We start from the raw sequence: 18,729 nt of genomic DNA on the forward strand, positions 1-18,729 counted from the left end.
GGTTAGTTTCTTTTCAAAAGAACCACCCAATCTTTAGCTTCAGTCGACGGATTATTCAATTCAATTTTATTACCAGACCTTATTTTTTTAACAGCACTTTTTTTAAGACTTCCTCCTGTTCTTGGATTGTACCATCTTACGGTATATTCTCCTTTAACATTTACTAAATCAATATTACCTTTTCCATTTTTAAGATAAACAATATACAATTTATTTGGTATAGATAAACAATAATCTCCTTCTGAAACAATGGCATCTTCGTTTTCAGTTTTCCAGAATGGCAATTCATTCTTTTCAAAGAAATCAAGCAAATATCCGCATTGATCCCAAAACAAATCTCGTGAAGCATAATCTTGACAGGTTAAATCTGAATGCGCATGTTGGTATCCAAAATACCATTCTGTTCCCCAAGCACCAGCCATAAAAGCTCCCCAAAGTCCATTTTTTCTGGCATTATCATGCTTTGGATTTTCTGCATCAGGTAATAAAGAGTGTTTAGCATCTCCAGGTTCATCTACAGCAACCGCCCATTGTTTACCTGCTTTTTTAGATGCGTTTATCCATCTTAACGCTTCTGTATGAACACGGCTAAAATCAGGTTTATTAGTTTGTAATGACACTCCCGTGAATTTACTTTCTGGCCCTAACAAGTCTTCAAAGGAAGCTCCATTGTGTATAACAATATGATGATTATAGGCGTCAACCTTATCTATATAAGCTGCTGCTGCTAGTCGCTGATCAGTATTCATTGGAAGTGTTGGACTTCTCTTAATCCATTCACCATTTTCTTCACCAACATTCCAATTCAAAGCTAAGTGATGCCCAAAACGAGCAATCATTTCTCTGTAATACAACATGGTATTAACCCCAATCCCTCCATTATCAAGCAATCCTTGATTTTCAGATTCCGACAATTTAAAATGTAAAAACATCCCTGATTTATCAGCATGTTCAAAAAGAATTTCCCATTGATCTAATTTTGAACAATCATAACGATTCCAAGTATCGTAGTTTACAAAAGGAAATACATTTTTATCGTCTCCTTCAATATTAAACGTCAAAAACGAAAAAACATTCATGTTTTTTGATGCCAAATAATTAATAGACCCAATTATCGCTTTCCCTTTATTATTTTTCCATGTAGGATCTCCAATGTTCCAATCTTTTAAATGAGGAGCCCAAGTTTTCACCAAATCATCTTTGTGACCATCATCTTTAAAAGTTCCATCAAAATCGACATAAGACAAGAAGTTTTCTGGTGCATCTGGTCCTACTTTTAAAAAATATTCTCCCGTTTCTGCAAACTTTAAATATCTTTCCCCTACATATTGCAATCGTCCTCTGCTTCTAAAATCTTTTCCTTTTTTATCTGAGGCTCCAATTTTAAAATTTCCTTTTTCACCGTCCATAAAACCCGCAGGATTACTACTTTTGTCGGTATAGCTTAAGGCTGCAAAATGTCCTTTCCTGAAAGACACTACATAGATCCACGTTCCTGTTTCATCTGGAGCAAAGTGGACTTTCCATTTATTTCCAGATGTTGCAGATGTTTCTCCAGCATCTCCATCGGCTGCAAAATAGCCAGGAATAACATATGTTTTACCTGAAAATTCATGAGAAAAAGTAACATCCAGACGGTAATTTAAAAACGGATTGTCATCTTTTGTTTCATTACTTTCTGGCCCATTAAATGTTAAAGTAACTTTGTGCCATTTTTTTAATTCTCCAGATATTTTAGTAGAATCGTTTATCTCTTTAGAAAAAGATAAGTTTACACAACCTACAAAAACACAAATAAAGAGGCTTATTTTTTTTAGATTTACGTTCATTTTAAATGCATTAATGTTAATTACCAGACGTTATTTTAGTTGATTTTTGTATTTTGAAGGCAATTTCTATATAGACTTAATTTCTATATTTTTATAATAGACTTCTGCTGCCTCAGATTGAATTTGAATGCGTACTTTGGTTAATGCTACCATTTTATTATTAGAATTCTGATAACTTGAATTATGCAATGCCATCACCACTTTTCGATTTACAATATGATAACTCGTACCTTCAATACAAATCAATTCTAAGGTGTTCCACTCTCCATGAGGGTTTTCATTATCAAAACCTTTATTACAATGATTCTGAGGCCATTTTTTTAGACTTTAAAAATGTTGATTTATCTCCACCATTATTAAAATTAAACTCCTTGCCATCACTATTTAATACCGAAGGAATATCTACCGATATTCCTACCAATGCATAATAATCTCCTACATTATTCTGTTCCACTTGAAACTCTTACGAGGCCATCCATACATTCCAAAATTTTCTATAAGAACCGTAGCAATAATATAGAATACCGCTATCCCGGTTTCTTAATAAACGTGGTTCCCACACATTCTCACCCCATTTAAATTGTAACTTTAAATGGTAGTTTTCATATTCTTGCTTAGAGGTTATGGATCCATAAATTTCTCCTGATATATGTAATACGTGTTCTCCATTTATATCTTCAAACGAGAAAACATTTTTAGGATCCTTATCTAAACCTAATGCTTCAGCATTTTTTTCATCAGAATTTAAAAAATCGCCTGATGTATTTAAAAACACCAAGACGTTGTATAATTTTAAATTTTCATCATTGAAATCATTCGAATTTTCCGTGAAATCCATTTTCCAGTGATTCTTTTTTCCTAATTCTGATAAGAACTTCACCCCTGTTGGGATGGATTTATGATGAAATGCTCCAGTTTTAGAAAAAACTAGAATATTTAAATGTGTTTCTTGGGCATTTATAATACCGCTTAGGCCGAATGCCAAAACAAAAAAAATTGCTAACTTTAATTTCATTGTAACTCCTTTAATAATTTCTTTCTACAATTAAAAAAGCAAACATGTTTGATTTAAAGACATTCACTCTATTTTTTTAAATTAACTCCGGACCAAATTTTCTTCTGACTCCAATCTTTTGCCTCGTCAGACCAAAACGGATTTGTTGAATTTAAACCTAACACCAAGAAAACCTCCGTACAGATATACAAACTACCTGTAGAAATATAGCGTTCTGCCATATCTGGTTGATGTCCATAAAATCCAATAGTTAACCACCCTTTTTCATCAAACAGACTTTTAGCTTCCATCTGTTTTTTAATAACAGCTTGCAAAGCAGCACGCACTTGACTTGGTTGTATGCCTCCTGGCAATTGCTCCAACAATGCCATTTGAGATAATAATTGAAAAGCTCCAAAACGATAGGTTAAAGACCGTCCGATTGGTGGGTAAGTTCCTTCAGGAGAGATTAATTTTTCTTGAATGACAGCATATTGTTTTGCTCTATTCAATATTTCATTATAATCTGATTCAATATTTTTGTGCCTCCAAGATTTTAAGATATTTTCATTGTCTATAAGCACTTTCCAAATATCTATTAACATAGGTTGAATTACAAAACTATTATAATAATCCCAATGAAAACTTGGACCATCACCATACATTCCACCTCCTAAATACCATTCTTTGTGTTTGTTTAACGCATATTGGATACGCACCATATCTGCCACGCCTTCAAATTTTAAAATAGCAGCTTCTACCATGGCAGTAAATAGCAACCAATTGTTATAACCTGGTGATAGTTTACGGGTTTTCTTCAAAGCTATTAAGACATTACTTTGCGTTTCTGCATCCAATCTTCCCCATAATTGGGTCGGAGCTCTAAGCAAACCTTGTGCTAAAAAAGCAGCATCTACCAATGGCTGACTGCCTTCACTAAAATTCATATAATCAGCCGCATTGGGATCTGTTGCGTTGTGCAGACATTGCAATGTTAATTTTATGTATTTTTCTCTTAACTGGCCTTCCTCACTAGTATCATTCCCTAATTCTAACCAAGGTGCAATTCCCGACAATGTTCTTCCAAAAGCTTCTAAATACGTAAACTTTGATCTATCATTCACGGCATTAGAAGAAACCTCCACTGGCATCGTTTTTTTTAGCTCGTCTTTACTTAATGCCTCTAAAACAGGATCTGCTATTTTCACCAAAGCGTCTACATAAAACGCTCTATCGGATTTATTAGATTGAGCTTGTATGACATTAAACTTAGTTAAAAAGGCAATAAAACATAGGATTGCTATTTTCTTAATTTTCAAAACATTTTAGTTTTAGTTATACATTAATTACTACTTCTCCACATAGAACACACTACTTACAGGTTCTAGCTTTAGGTTAAATCTGGTGTAGTTTTCTCCTTTTCTTTTTATACTTCCAAGTTTTTCCAATGAAGAGATAGATCCATTATTTGGATTCCAAATTTGTACGCTTTCGATTTCTTTCAAATAAACAGTTGTATTAATTTTTTGATCGCTTGAATTAGCAAAATAGTAGATATTCTTACCGTCTTTTACTTTTTGCATATAAGAAAACAATCCCAAATCACTTGTTATTATAGGATTTGCGTCAAAATAAACCGTCGGATTTGGGTGAAGGTCTGCCAAAATTTTAGCTAAATTTGCTTTGGAAGGATTCGCAATAAAAACAGATTTTCCTCCTTTTTTATTGGTTTGAATCTGTGGAATTGTAACAGCAACTGTTCCAAATAATTCTTGAACCAGTTTAATTATTTCTGCATCTTTTCCTCTTTCTGAAGATTTTGATGGCAGCAGGGTGGTTGCTATAACTTGACCACCTTCATCATAAAATTTCTTGATTTTTTGAAGCGCCTTTACAGAGATGACTTTGCCTCCAGGAATAATCATGACTTTATACGCTTGATGATTTGTTTCATTATTCAATTGTAATGTTTCGTCCTGAATTGTATATTTATCTGCTATTAAGAATTCAGGATGTACAAACGTAAAATCTTGACGTATTTCATTGGTTAACATACTACCAATTTCTTGATAATCGGCTTCTGGATATGCCCAAGCTCCAGCTCGCTTTGTATTTTCAGATGCATCAAAATAATAACCTGCTTGCAAGCTTTCTATGGGATATAAAATAGCGATTTCTGAAACGCGTTTTCCGCCTTGCAGCATATAGCAAGAACGACCAACATAATTACTGAAATCTGGTAGAACGGGAGCTAACTTCTTGCTTTCCGCAGAAATTAAAGGTGGAATTCCAATTTTTTTAGGATTGTACCACATGCCGTGTGGCACGGTAAAATTAACACCTCGCACAAACAATTCCATTGTGGTCCGATACAACATATTTTTATCAACAATAGCTTCCTTAAAAGCTCCAAAAACCTCGGTTGAAACGATGGGTCTATCATAATAATCGGCAGCTGAACTGATGAGCTTAAAACCATCACGTCCATGACCATAATCAATAATAGCATCCGTTAAAGGAAGGTCGGTATATCTGAAAAACTTAAAAATATCGCCATGCATATCTACAGGTTGAATACCATAATTCCCTGGTGGATGTCCCGTGTTTTTTAATCCGTATTTTTCAGTCCAACCTTTAACTTGTTTCGGATAGCCTTCCGCTAGTAATTCAGAACGGGTGTTAAAAAAAGCAACACGAGCAGCTTCGGTTTCTTCTCCAATATCGTACCACAAGGCAGGATAGTATACCGTTGGTGAAAACCCATTGACTTCTTCAAATTTTTCATTGAATTTACCCGTCCAAGTTCGTTCTTTTCTCAAAAAACCGACGTCGTCAAAGAACGTGAGTTGAATGGTGTATTTAAAATAAGAGCTAAATCGTTTTGCATATTCATTATAAGTTAAGTCTATAAACTGATTCACCGCTTCTGGATTCATGGCATCTACAGGCATATAACTTTTCCAAAATGTTGCCGGTGTACACATGTAAAATTGAACCGTCCAATCTCCACCTTTTGGCACGTTCCATGTTAATAGTTTGTTTTCAATAAAAGGGGCAAGATCAATACGCTTTTTGGAATTCATTTCCATTGCTACAACAGCCATTAAATGACCTGCCGGAATAAAACTTTTAAAATACGGACGCTGTTTTATTTGAATTTCTATCTTCTCTAAACTTTTACGAACATATTGCGGAAAATCTCGTTCTATCTTTCCTCCTGCAGTACCGCTTGGAAACCCCACGTCATCATACATAACAATGTTCATATCCATTTTTTTTGCCGTTTCTAGAATGAGTTTATATTTTTCAAAATAAGATTCACTTAAAAATTCTGGCGTCATATTATACATCGGTAGAATGGCTAATCCGCTAAAATTCATTTTCTGCGAATCTTTCATTTGCCTCACAATTTCATCATCTTCTAAATCACCATTCATGTGCCAAAAGGGCATAGGCATAAATTCCTTTGAAGGGTCTTTAAAAGCTGCTATTTGAAGTGATTCTTTTGTTTGTGCTTTTGAAAAGCAACACACTATCAACATCAATAAAATGGCCAGTATGTTAGATTTCCTCATATTTAATGTTTTAAATTTTTAATTGAAAATTTTTCCATAGACTCTAATTCAGGTTTACCACCTCTACTTCCACTTCCTGCCACTATATAAATAGCATCCTTATAAACGATAGCTTGCGAGCCGTGTCTACCTCTATTTAGAGCACTAAGCTTTCGCCATGTTTTCGTTTTTATATTGTAAGCATCAACCTGATTATGTGCTTCTTTTTGCGACATACTCTCGCCTCCTATTAAAATTAAATCATCACCTAAAAACGCACAAGATGTTCCCGCACGTTGTATTTCAATATTATTTTCCTTTGGTAAAGAAGTCCAGCTATTAGATTCAATAGTATAAACATCCACTTCAGGAATGGTTAATTGAAAGGTTTGATTGGTTGCAAATGAAGAATTTCGTCCACCCGCAGCATAAATTTTTCCTCCTTTAATGGCCGCATGAAAATGATCTCTTGGCCTTGGCGCATCGGCTAAAATGGTCCATTTTTCAGTTTTAAAATCGTATGCATCCACCCAATGCACGTGCTTGCTGTTATGGCCATCAACAATACCACTAATTATATAAGCTTTGCTATCTTGAACAACCACCCCAGCAGAACCGCGTCGTCTTGCTTTTGGAATTTCTGAACCTTCACGCCATGCATCTGCTTTTGGATTATAAATTAGAATATTAGGCAATGGAATCTCATAAGGATATTTTCCTGTCATAGCCCCAAACATATATATTTCTCCTTGATAGGCTACTGCTTGAAAATGATGAATCTCTACTGGTGGTTTTGCGCCTTCGCTCCACATATTAGTATGAACATCATAAATAGAAACGGGTTTTATATGACGACCACCGAGTAAATAAAACTGATTTCCCACATTCACAAAACTAGATTCATGGCGTGCAATAGGACTATTTATAGTTTTTATGGCATCCCATTTGCCTTTTAAAAAATAATCTTCTGCAGCAGTGTCTTGCGCATAAAAAGTCTGTATTAGTGCAATAAAAAACATCCAACTCATTAAAAAATATCGTTTCATAGGTTCTTGTTTTTCAATTGGTTTTTTAGCGATTTTCAAATTATACTGAATAGTAATAACAATATCTACTTCAGTATATATCATTCTTATCTCCTTTTAAATAGAACACTTCTTCAAGAGGTTTTGACACTGGTGATTTGTCTGGGTTTACTTCCATTATATCTGCCATATAATCCCACCATTTGTTAATAATGGGATGTTGTGATAGTTCTTGAGAACTAACATTCCCATCCACTTTTTGAAAAGCAAAAAGCGTGTTGGTTTCTTCCTCTAAAAAAATAGAATATTCACTTATTCCCGATTCCTTAAGTAGTTGCTCTAACTCTGACCAAATAGCATTGTGTCTTTGGATATACACATCTTTTTGACCTTTTTTAAGTTGCATTCTAAAAGCTAATCTTTTCATTTATCTCTAAATATGTAACAAGTACAAAGCACTTAACGGTTTTTCAGGGATAACAGCTGGTGCATTCTTACGATGACTTTTAGGAGCACTTTCCCAACGAAGAATATATTTTATATTTTCATTGGGTGATTTATCATCCTCAATATTCACTGATAACTTCGGATTATTTGATTGCTTTTTAAAAACTGATTTCGGATATTTAGGCTTAATCGTCACTTCTTTTTTTGTTGGTTCAAAATCATCTAAACCGACTATATATCGACCATTATTCCCTGTTTCATTTTTCCAATCAATTACCAATACGTCTTTTTCTTCACAGGAAACAAAATCGAATCGCCCTCCAATACTCATTTTATCGCCACTACCATTAAATTCCCAACGAAAATCCCAATCACTAATCTGCTTTGTAAACCATTGTCCATTCTTAAATTGAGTGAGATATAACTGAGTTAACCCCTTCTCATCATATTTAATATAACCAATAATAGGCTTGTTATCAGATGTAAGCATTATATTATAAGCTCCGTTATGAAGCCCCCCTTCAGAGGGAACATTATCTACAATTATCTTTTTTATATCTGGTTTAAAAGGCAGATTTAGTAAATCTCCTGCTGCATTTTCCCAGTGCAATAAATCGCGACTAGTAGCATAAGATAATTGATGACAGGTTTCTACCATTGGCGTCCAACGCCACATCCATACATAATGAAAAACACCATTTTCATCTCTTACGTTTTTATAATAGGCCGATCTTGAGGTCTCTTTTTCTTTTCCCTCAAACAAACCTCCTTTGGTGTAACTTTTCCAAGACTTTGTATCTGTATCATATTTGTTCACATAAGTATTACCGCTACCAGAGCCACCATTTCTATAAGTAAAAAGGAGTTGACCATCTTGACCATTGAAAAATTCAGGGTATGTTGCCCGATCTTCATTTTTACCTGTCATGTAATTTACAGGTTTTAGGCTTTGAATATCGTAAGGTTTTTCACTTCTAAAATAAACAATAGGAATCGCATGCATATTTCCACTTACATGAATATATCCTTGATCGTCAAACCCCATAGTAACATAGTTATGAGAGTCCCAAATCAATTGATTTTTTAATATTTTTTTATCCCATTTCTTACTATCCAATTTGCGAGAAGCAATAGTCATAAACCGGTCTTTATTATAATAAGCGACGAATTGTTTGTTATTAATAGTATGTAAATCGAAAGACACTTTATTGGCTGCCCAAACTGAATCTATAAAAACCGTTTCGCTAATTTTTATTTTGGTTGAAGTTTCACTTTCCATACTTCGATTTACTTTTTGTGCATTACATGTTAAAAAAAGTAATATTGAAGACAGAAAACTAATTGCAACTATACTTTTCATTTTTGATACGTTTTCAGTTTTAAAACTTCACTCCCTGCTAACAAAAAGGCTCCTGTTCCATAGTTTTGCCAGCTATCAGCATCTGCAGGTCTAGGGTCGTAACCTATATTTTGTACCCAGCCTACCATACCGTTTTCTTTTTGACAAGTTTCCAATACGTTCCATGCTTTTAAAACTGCTGGTTGAAATTCATCTTTTGATAATAAACCGTTATTAATTCCCCAAGCCATAGCATAAGTAAAAAATCCGCTACCGCTTACTTCCCCATGATTAAAAGATTCTGGAGATAATAAACTCGTTCTCCATAAACCATCTTCTGGTTGCAATGCTTTAATACTTTTAGCCATCTCTACAAATAATTTTTCATAAAATGCACGATGCTTATAGTCTTTAGGCATGTCTTCTAATATCATAGCCAAGCCACCAATTACCCAACCATTACCGCGAGACCAAAATATTTTATTTCCATTTTTTTCTTTTCTATCTTTAGTATTCCCTTTCCATAAAAAACGGCTATCTCTAGCAAACAAATGTTCTTTTTGATCGTATAACAAATCATAGGTCTCCTTATAATACGGATACATTTCATCTAAATAAGAAGTATCACCAGTTACTTTCGCATAGCTCGTAATTACTGGTGGCGCCATAAATAAAGCATCACACCACCACCATAAGGTTTGCTCCATTTTATCTTTAGAAGCATGCTCTTTCCATGCATGAGAACCTTGTAAATGCTTTTGAAGAAAATCTTCTGTAGGCTTTAAATTAACTAAGTTTTTTCTTGTAGTACTAACATATAAATACGCATAAGAAATTGCAATATCATCAGCGTGATGTACTCTATTAAAAGGTTTCCATTCGTTTACATATCCCATGTTTTTTAAAGCTGCCAAAAATATTTGATTCTTTGTTGACTCATGTGCTTTAACAACTCCTGCATAATAAGCGCCATTGGTCCAATCTGTAGGTGCATAGGCATATATGGGATGTGCTTCTTGCCATTCTAGTGCTTTTACCATTTTAGACTCAATATCTTTAGAGGACTCTTGATTATTTTGAGCTATTAATTTACTTGCTTGCAATGCGAAAACTGACATTACAAAGACACCAATAATACTATGTTTTGCCATGAATTTTATTTTCATTATTCTTTAGTTTTTTTTTATAAAATGTTTAATTAATTGAGAAGAAAGCTTACATGATTTTCATTACCTATAAAACTTCTTATACCGAAGATGGATTTTTTTCTTTTACTGAAAAATATGCAAAATGTATACTGAATCATAGGTTGTTGCAGTTGCTCTGAATTTTTAAAAGAAAATCGTTCTTTCATAACTTCTCGATTCAACACCACTTCTTCACCGTAAAAAAAACGTAATGCTTCCCTTTTGTCCATGAATTGTATAACTATCTAACTGTTGATAATCAGATGTATTAAAATCCCAATCACCTTTAAAATTCACTCCATTAGCAAACTGAATTTCTCTTTTAACATAGATTTTTTCATCATTTATATTAAGACTCATTTTGTAATTGCTATCGTCCAATAAAAGATATAATACCACTCTAATTTTTGACTCAAAAAAACAATCAACTACTACCAACTGATAATCAACTTAAAAATCAAATAATAATCAGTCCTACTTTTTATATTAATTAAGTATCATAAAAAAAACAAAAGGTGAATAAAAACAGGCATGGTTATAATTGATTTCTTATTCCCCTTTATAGAATTAGGTGACATGTTCTTTTTAAATTTCCTTACCAATAACTATATACATACGACATTCTTTTGGCGCATCTCCATCACTATTACCTGCCATAATAATACTTTCTCCTGCTTTTGCAGTACGCTTAAAAAGTGACATGGTTACACCTCCCAATTTAACATCGTCTCCGGTATCTTTATAATCTTTAAGTAAAAAATCAGGTCTCGAAACACGGTCGTCATGACCTACATAAATATCCATATCTACTCCTGCAATAAATTGTAATTGGTCTCTTGCCCAATATCTTTTATCTGAATCTGGAGTTCTAATATATTCTGCTCCTCTTAAATAACCCGGAATTACGGTATAGTTATATTCTAAGTCTGTATATGCTTTTTTACCCCAATCCATAGTCGTTCTTAGCATCGCCTTGGCATCGCCTGTATAACTAAACTTAGAAAATAAATTACTTTTATTTTGTTTTTCAGGCTCATATACTGGCATCTCTGGAACGTGAACTGGCAATGGTTCGGCATCGCCTAAAGGTTCGTTATAAACTTGTGGTAGTTCAGTAGTTAAACCGTCCTTCAATAATATTTCCGTAGATGTAATATCTAAGGTTGCCGGTTCTAATCCTTCACGGTTTGCTGTAATAGTCACGGTTCCGGCTTCTAATAACGAACGTACTGCGATACGATTTATTCCTGCTTCTGTATCTAAATACAAATTATTAGTGCTTTTAGCTTTTCCACTATTGTAGCCCCCTCTCCAAATTCCAGGTCCAGAAATTGTAAAATCGACACGATCCGCATCTAATGGACATCTATTTCCTTCTTTATCTACAACTTCAAAATCTACTAGTGTCACATCAGACCCATCGGCTCTCCAACCTTGAGGTCCTGTTATAGGCGTCAATTTAATAGCTACAGGTGCTCCAACGGTGCTTTTTGTTTGAGACACTTGTAATTCATCTTTAATGTAACCTTCAACTTTAATATCTCCGGCTTGCCATGCCACATCAGAAAACTTATACACATAACCATTGTCTGGCTCATTATCTATTCCTATTAATTCACCATTCACATATAATTTTACCGAAGCACAGTTAGAAATAACATACATGTCTTTCTTCGTTCCTTTTTCATAGTTCCAATGCCCTACAACATGCACTTGGGGTTCTGGTCTCCACATCGCTTTTAATGCGTAAAAGGCTTCTTTAGGAAGTCGGACAGCATCTACCTCTCCACTGGCTCTGGTCACTTCTGTTGGACAACGTCCACCGTGCGGTCCATCAGAAAATATCCAATTAGCGCCACCACTATGGTACGATTTTTTACCCATTTTATTCCACCAGTGATCTGCTTGTCTTACCGCAAACTCTTCAGATCCAAACTTATACGTGTTTTTATATAAATTTGGGTTATCCCAAAAATTATCGTCTGGAGATTGTTTGTCCCAAATACGTCTTGGGGCTTCATCTCTCATATATTCACTTTCAATAATTGGAAGATCTGCATATTCACGTTCCCAACCTTCGGTACCAATTTCTATAGACACATAGCCTTCAGAATCATTTTTAACATCGGCCCGTCTGTTACCCATTAAACGTTTTCCATTCGGATCGTACGTATCAATAACCTCTAAAATCTCTTTATAATGTGCTTCCGTTTCTGCCCAGTTACCACCTTCCCAAATAAATATAGATGGGTGATTGCGATAATACACAATCATATCTCTAAAGGCTTTAATACGAATATCCCACGTTTCACCTTCATCTTGAGATTCACCTGAAACACCTGGCATTAACGTTACAAAACCATACTTATCTCCCATAGCGATTTCTGATGGAGAACCTGCAGAATGTCCCCAACGGATGAAATTCCCTCCGGCTTCATCCATAAGTTTATACGTATAATCTCTTAACCAGTCTGGCAAAGCGGCTCCTAAACCAGCCCAAGTATTTGTTGGTTTTTGCCCCCAACCATGTAATTTGGTATACTCACCATTATTCCAAAAACCGGTGTCTTTATTGAAATCGAAACTGCGAATACCCAAAGGTGTTTCGTAATTATCTAAAACAACTCCATTTTCTAAAACCTCGGTAATTACATTATACATATAAGGATGGCGCGTATACCAAAGTTGAGGATTCACGAGTTTCCCTATTGAAGTAAACATAAGTTTTTCACCAGCTGGAACGGTTTTTTCAGTATTCATAGTGTGGACAACTTCACCTTCATTATCCATGATTTTTGATATAACAGTTACGGTCTTCGCTTCTGTATACTCATTTTGGATTTCGGCATTAACTGTTACATCTGCATTAGTATCGCTAATATTTTCAGCATAAACATAAGTCCCGACTGTTTTTAAATTATCGTATAGTGGTAATGTAATGTGTAAAGGATCCATTGTATAAAGAAACACGTTTCTATAAATACCACCATGTGTTGGGTGCCAATGTTCGTGATTCCAAACCAAAGGGTCATTATCTCTAAAATCTTCACCACGATCGTTATTTACTTTAACCGCGATTACATTTTCAACATTGTCTCCAAATTTTAAATACGGGGTTAAATCGTATCCAAAAGGAATAAAACCAGTTTGATTTTGTCCTAAATGAATACCATTTATAAAAACATCTGCAATTTGACGAACAGATTCAAATTCGATAAACACTTTTTTTCCTGTATCCGATTCTGGTAACTTAAAATGCTTTCTATACCAAACGGTACCACGCCATTGATTAATTTCTCCAATGTGATGGCCAATGCTCATATCGTCGAAAGTATCGATGTCATTAAATGTATGCGGACAACTTATCGTGGCCCATTCTGTATCTACAAAACTGGTATCCTGAGCATTTTCAGGATTGTCTTTAATAAATTTCCAATCTGGATTAAAGTTATATTTTGTTCTAACTTCTTTTGAAGCATTCCCAATATCGCCATTTTCACTACCACAAGATGAAACCGCTAAAAGAAAAGCAATACAGTATATATATCGAAAAACACATAAAAAACAATTATTCATATTCGTTAAATCAATTAAATTATAGTCAATACAAGAATTATTTAGAATACTTTTTGTATTGATCTAGCTAAGTTATTAATTTGATATAATTAAGAGTTCTGTACTGTGCTGTTCAAACACCATAAAAGAAAAACATTGAAAATAAATTTTCAATTAAAATACAAGAAGAAACTACGCCATATTTAAATATAACCTCCGAAATAAATCGCAAAATAAAACTCGGGTTTTGATAGTTTCATAATATGAATTTAAAATTCTAGATTAAATTTTAAACCCAATAGATGGTTTTCAATAGTTTAAATAAGTAAAAAAAAGCATTTGGTTTCATCCAAATAAAAAAATTTAGACATCTTTTTCATCAATAAATTTATCGACAAATTGAGTAGGTGTTAAACCGTATTTTTTCTGAAAACATTTAGTGAAGTATTTAGGTCTTCGAAAACCAACCATATATCCTACTTGTGCAACATTTATTTTATTTTGTTCTAATAATTGTGCTGCGCTCTTCAGTCTAATTTCACGAATAAATTCGTTAGGTGTGAAGTTTGTCCATGCTTTTATTTTTGTAAATAGCATAGAACGACTAACACCTAACTCTGAATGAAACTGAGGGATATCAAAATCTTCATTTCCTAAATTATCTTCAACAATTTTAAACGCTTTTTTAAGTAAATCTTCATCTAAAGATGTTACAGCAATTTCACTTGGCACAAAGACATCTTCATTAGAGAACTTATCTTTTAAACGTTGTTTAGATTCTAATAGGTTTTTGATTCTTAATTTAAACTCCTTTAGATTAAATGGTTTACTAATATAATCGTCTGCTCCACTTTCTAAACCTTCGAACTTGTAGATTAAGGACGTTCTGGAAGTTAATAAAATAACAGGAATATGACTTGTTTTAAGATTATCCTTAATTGCAGAACATAATTCTGTCCCAACCATTTCGGGCATAACGACATCGCTGACGATTAAATCCGGAAGGTACTTTTTAGCTTTTTTTAGCGCAATTTTCCCATTTTCTGCTTGAAGAATATTATAATCCTTTTTAAGGAGTTCTTTCATAAAAGAACGAAGTGATTTATTGTCTTCTACGAGTAAAATAGTATATTTTTTTTCTTTAGAAACTAAATCTGATACATCGTCTTCAAACTGTATTTCTGTAGTTTCAAGTTGAGAAACATATTGAGTAACATCGTCACTCATTTTAAAATCCTTTAGAATTTCATTTTCAGAAAGATGTGTTCTACCTAACGGTAATACAACACTAAAAACAACACCTCCACTGTCTTTGTTAAGGACTGTAATAATCCCTTTATGAAGTTTTACAATATTATTTGCTATAGATAAGCCAATTCCGGTACCCTTATTGTAGTTTTTTTCAGGATTATTATGAATTGAAACTTCAAAAAAACGATCGAAAATTTTATCTATATTTTCTTCAGAAATACCAACTCCTGAATCTTCTACTTGTATAGAAATATTATTTTCACTCTTTGATATGCTTATAGAAATACAGCCCCCTTTTGGAGTGTATCTAAAGGCATTAGATATTAAATTATAAAAAACGCGTTCTAATTTATAGCGATCATAATACAGTAAAATTTGATCGTCAGAACTATTAAAATTATAACTATAATTACCATCTTTAGCATACTCTGTAAACGATAAAAATATTTCGTGTAAAAATTTCACTACATTACCTTCGGCTGTTTCTAAACTAGATTGATTATTTTCTAATTTTCTAAAGTCCATTAATCGATTAATGAGTTGTAGTAAATGATTAGCGCTACTTTCTATAACCAATAATTTCTTATACATAGCATTGGTTCCATTGTAACCTGCTAAAATTTGCTGTAAAGGACCTAAAATCAATGTTAAAGGGGTTCTAAATTCATGAGATATATTAGTAAAAAACTCAAGTTTAGCATTATGAATCTCCTTATTTCGTTCTTTTTCTACAGACTCCAAGTTTAACTCATGCTTTAACTCGGATTTAGATTTCAAAATCCAAAATAAAGCTAACAGTGACAATATTATTAAAGTGCCATAAATTAATAAAGCCCACCAACTTTTCCAAGGTGCTGCTTTTACTACAATTTTTAGAGTGGTAGGATCCGCATTCCAAACCTCATCTCCGTTCGCTCCTTTAACTTCGAAAGTATACGTTCCTGGATTTTGTATGGTATAAAATGCTTCTGTATTCTTTGTGTAAATCCAAGAATCATCCAAACCCTTAAGGCGATAAGCAAAATGATTACTCTCTGGGTTTATAAAATTTGGCATCGCATACTTAATCGAAAAATTTGAATTATTATGATCTAATACCACCTCCTTAGTCTTTGAAATGTTTTTTAATAAAATCTCATTCTTATCCCCAATTTCAACCGATTCATTTTTAATTTTCAAATCGGAAAGTATGACTTGTGGCACATAATTATTCTTTACCATCTTTCTTGAATTAAATGATGTGACACCATCTAAACCACCAAAATAAAAATAAAAATCATCTATTTGTATACCTGAGTTAGGGTTAAAACCATAAGTATTTGCCACATCTTTCTGACTATAAATGATTGATGTTTTATCATATGGATTGTAAGCGATTATACCTCTATCACTACTTATCCATAGAATCCCTTGATTGTCTTCTAAAATCGTTAAAATTGTGGTAACGGGATTTACTTTATCTATGATTACTTTTTCAAATTTACCCTCATTAAATTTATGTAATCCTTTTGTATTTGTACCAACCCAAATCGTTTGATTTACATCTTCATAAATCGTTTTAATGTTACTTCCTGTAAAATCATTTATAAAATAATTAGTTATCTTATGGGTACCATCATTATTAAATTGCAATTTATTAAGACCTCCTAAACCTCCTGCCCAAATGTCCTCGTTAGAATCTACTAATATTGTTTTTATAATATTAGTAGAAAGGTATGGTTCCTCGCCTATAGCATTCCCGAAAACAGTATACTTTTTTGATTTAAGATTATATTTAATTAATCCTTTACCAAATGTACCTATCCAAAGCCCACCATTATTATCTTCTTTAATTACATATACTCCTGTATTACTTAAGTAATCCTTTAATTCTTTAGAAATAATATCTTTCCGGATGGTTTTAGATTGAGAGTCATAAACAAACAAACCATAATTTAGGACTCCTACCCATAATAGATTTGGTTCAGTCCGCAATAAAGTCTGAACTGGATAAAAAGGAACCTCTCCATCTCCTTCTATTTTAAATCCATCCAACTTCTTAGTTTTTCTATTCCATATATTAATATCCCCACCTTCAGTTCCAAAATACAGATTTGAATTCCCGTCTGCAATAATCGTATTTACAACGTTATTATTATTGTTATGATTTTTCAGATTTACAAAATTCTCATTCGCTTCATTCCAGATATTGACACCACCACTATAGGTACCTAACCATATAGATTCATTGTTATCCTTAAAAATTGATTTAATAAAATTCTGGCTAAGACCACTAGAATTTACTTTATTCTTCTTAACATCTATAACTTTATTAAAGGGTGTAATTATTTTCACCCCATGGGCAGTTCCTAACCATATATTACCATCGCTAGCACTCTTCAAAACGCGAATATCTGAATTTGCAGAAATTTCGGGATATTCATTAATAATAAATTTTTCTTCAATGGTATTAAAAAGCACAAAACCATTATACTTGGTGGCTAAACCTAATAAATGAGGTTTAATTTCAATAACATCCTGGATAAATAAATCTTGAACTGATTGTTCCCATTTAAAATGTTTAAACACAAACTCAGTATCTTCCCTTTTTATTAATTTAGCAAAACCTGAAGCAGTTGCAACCCAAACCTGATTATTTGAATCCAAAAAAATACGTTGGATGTTTTTGTACGGCAAACCTGAACTGTTACCTTCTGAATAATTTATATTTATAAAATCATCTCTAATTTTACTATATATTGAAATACCATTTGCCGTACCAAACCAGATTTCTCCGTTAGGCATTTCTTTACTACAAATAATGACATTGTTACATAATGAATTAGGTTTTTCTGTCTGAAAATAGCGTTTAAAAACATTCTTAACGGGATCATATTTATTTAATCCATGATACGTTCCAACCCAAATATCTCCAGTTTTATCTTCTAAAACAGATAAAATATCACTATCGCTAATACTTGTAGAATCTGCAGGGTTATTTCGATAAACAACAAATTCGTTACCGTTATATTTATTAAGTCCGTTTCTTGTACCAAACCACATTTGTCCCTGATCATCCTGCTCCATTGCAATTACAGAAATATTAGAAAGTCCGTCTGGCACAGATAAATGTTTAAAATGAAAATCGTTTGCCTGCCCCAATAAACAAATGGGTAGCAAAATCAATATAATGTTAATGAAAAGATACCGCATATAACTCATGATACTTTTTATTCAAAAAAATAGTATACTAAAAAAATCTATAAAATTATATAAACCTAAATAAAAATATATTTAAATTCAACTATTCATAATTAAAAACCCAATAATCTTAATATAACCACTGAATGAGTGATATTCTAATAATAAACATTAGCCCTCATTAAAACTATAAAGACAATTCATCCATTGTATGGACTTTATTTTCTAATTTAATTAACATTTTTTCTTTTATATCTGTTGCTTTCGTTTCAAACGAATTAGTAGATCCTTAAAACCGAATAGAACATGTATTCACTTTTAATATTTCAACAAATCTTGTATACCACTAAACTATTTTTAGTTTTTTC

General features: G+C 33.0%; 12 protein-coding genes and 1 pseudogene. All 13 read right to left on the reverse strand.

Annotated elements, in window-relative coordinates:
• Positions 1-2: 2 nt before the first annotated feature.
• On the reverse strand, positions 3-1,829 hold the full coding sequence (locus R6X41_RS04715) for a DUF5060 domain-containing protein (protein WP_318497930.1): 1,827 nt from the start codon (positions 1,827-1,829) through the stop codon (positions 3-5).
• 66 nt (positions 1,830-1,895) lie between these two features.
• Positions 1,896-2,108, reverse strand: a pseudogene (locus R6X41_RS04720) (3-keto-alpha-glucoside-1,2-lyase-like domain-containing protein); the annotation flags it as partial.
• A 16-nt stretch (positions 2,109-2,124) separates the two neighbouring features.
• Positions 2,125-2,283 (reverse strand): hypothetical protein, encoded by a 159-nt coding sequence (locus tag R6X41_RS04725; protein WP_318497931.1) that lies wholly within the window; start codon positions 2,281-2,283, stop codon positions 2,125-2,127.
• Positions 2,284-2,292: 9 nt separating this feature from the next.
• A complete protein-coding gene (locus R6X41_RS04730; protein ID WP_318497933.1) occupies positions 2,293-2,844 on the reverse strand; it encodes a ThuA domain-containing protein in 552 nt (183 codons plus the stop codon).
• 68 nt (positions 2,845-2,912) lie between these two features.
• Positions 2,913-4,142: a DUF2264 domain-containing protein gene (locus R6X41_RS04735; RefSeq protein WP_318497935.1), complete on the reverse strand. Its 1,230-nt coding sequence runs from the start codon at positions 4,140-4,142 to the stop codon at positions 2,913-2,915.
• 30 nt (positions 4,143-4,172) lie between these two features.
• The gene (locus R6X41_RS04740) at positions 4,173-6,398 is read right to left on the reverse strand and encodes a glycosyl hydrolase (RefSeq protein WP_318497937.1); all 2,226 of its coding nucleotides are present in this window, start codon (positions 6,396-6,398) and stop codon (positions 4,173-4,175) included.
• A gap of 2 nt (positions 6,399-6,400) precedes the next feature.
• Positions 6,401-7,507, reverse strand: coding sequence for a Kelch repeat-containing protein (locus R6X41_RS04745; RefSeq protein ID WP_318497938.1), 1,107 nt, complete (start codon positions 7,505-7,507; stop codon positions 6,401-6,403).
• On the reverse strand, positions 7,494-7,829 hold the full coding sequence (gene rhaM, locus R6X41_RS04750; protein ID WP_318497940.1) for an L-rhamnose mutarotase: 336 nt from the start codon (positions 7,827-7,829) through the stop codon (positions 7,494-7,496). The genes R6X41_RS04745 and rhaM overlap by 14 nt, the downstream gene beginning before the upstream one ends.
• A 6-nt stretch (positions 7,830-7,835) precedes the next feature.
• Entirely contained in the window at positions 7,836-9,209 is a 1,374-nt protein-coding gene (locus R6X41_RS04755) for a BNR repeat-containing protein (RefSeq protein ID WP_318497942.1), read from the reverse strand.
• Positions 9,206-10,354 carry a glycoside hydrolase family 88/105 protein gene (locus R6X41_RS04760; protein ID WP_318497944.1) on the reverse strand — a complete coding sequence of 383 codons (1,149 nt, stop codon included), beginning with the start codon at positions 10,352-10,354 and terminating at the stop codon, positions 9,206-9,208. Before R6X41_RS04760 ends, R6X41_RS04755 begins: the two co-directional genes overlap by 4 nt.
• 213 nt (positions 10,355-10,567) lie before the next feature.
• The gene (locus R6X41_RS04765) at positions 10,568-10,735 is read right to left on the reverse strand and encodes a hypothetical protein (RefSeq protein WP_318497946.1); all 168 of its coding nucleotides are present in this window, start codon (positions 10,733-10,735) and stop codon (positions 10,568-10,570) included.
• A 225-nt stretch (positions 10,736-10,960) separates the two neighbouring features.
• On the reverse strand, positions 10,961-13,951 hold the full coding sequence (locus R6X41_RS04770; protein ID WP_318497948.1) for a glycoside hydrolase family 2 protein: 2,991 nt from the start codon (positions 13,949-13,951) through the stop codon (positions 10,961-10,963).
• Positions 13,952-14,293: 342 nt separating this feature from the next.
• Positions 14,294-18,322: a two-component regulator propeller domain-containing protein gene (locus R6X41_RS04775; protein ID WP_318497950.1), complete on the reverse strand. Its 4,029-nt coding sequence runs from the start codon at positions 18,320-18,322 to the stop codon at positions 14,294-14,296.
• Positions 18,323-18,729: the final 407 nt, after the last annotated feature.

Origin of the sequence: Formosa sejongensis (assembly GCF_033447105.1) — a bacterium.
In the GTDB taxonomy this organism is placed as follows: Bacteria; Bacteroidota; Bacteroidia; order Flavobacteriales; family Flavobacteriaceae; genus Formosa.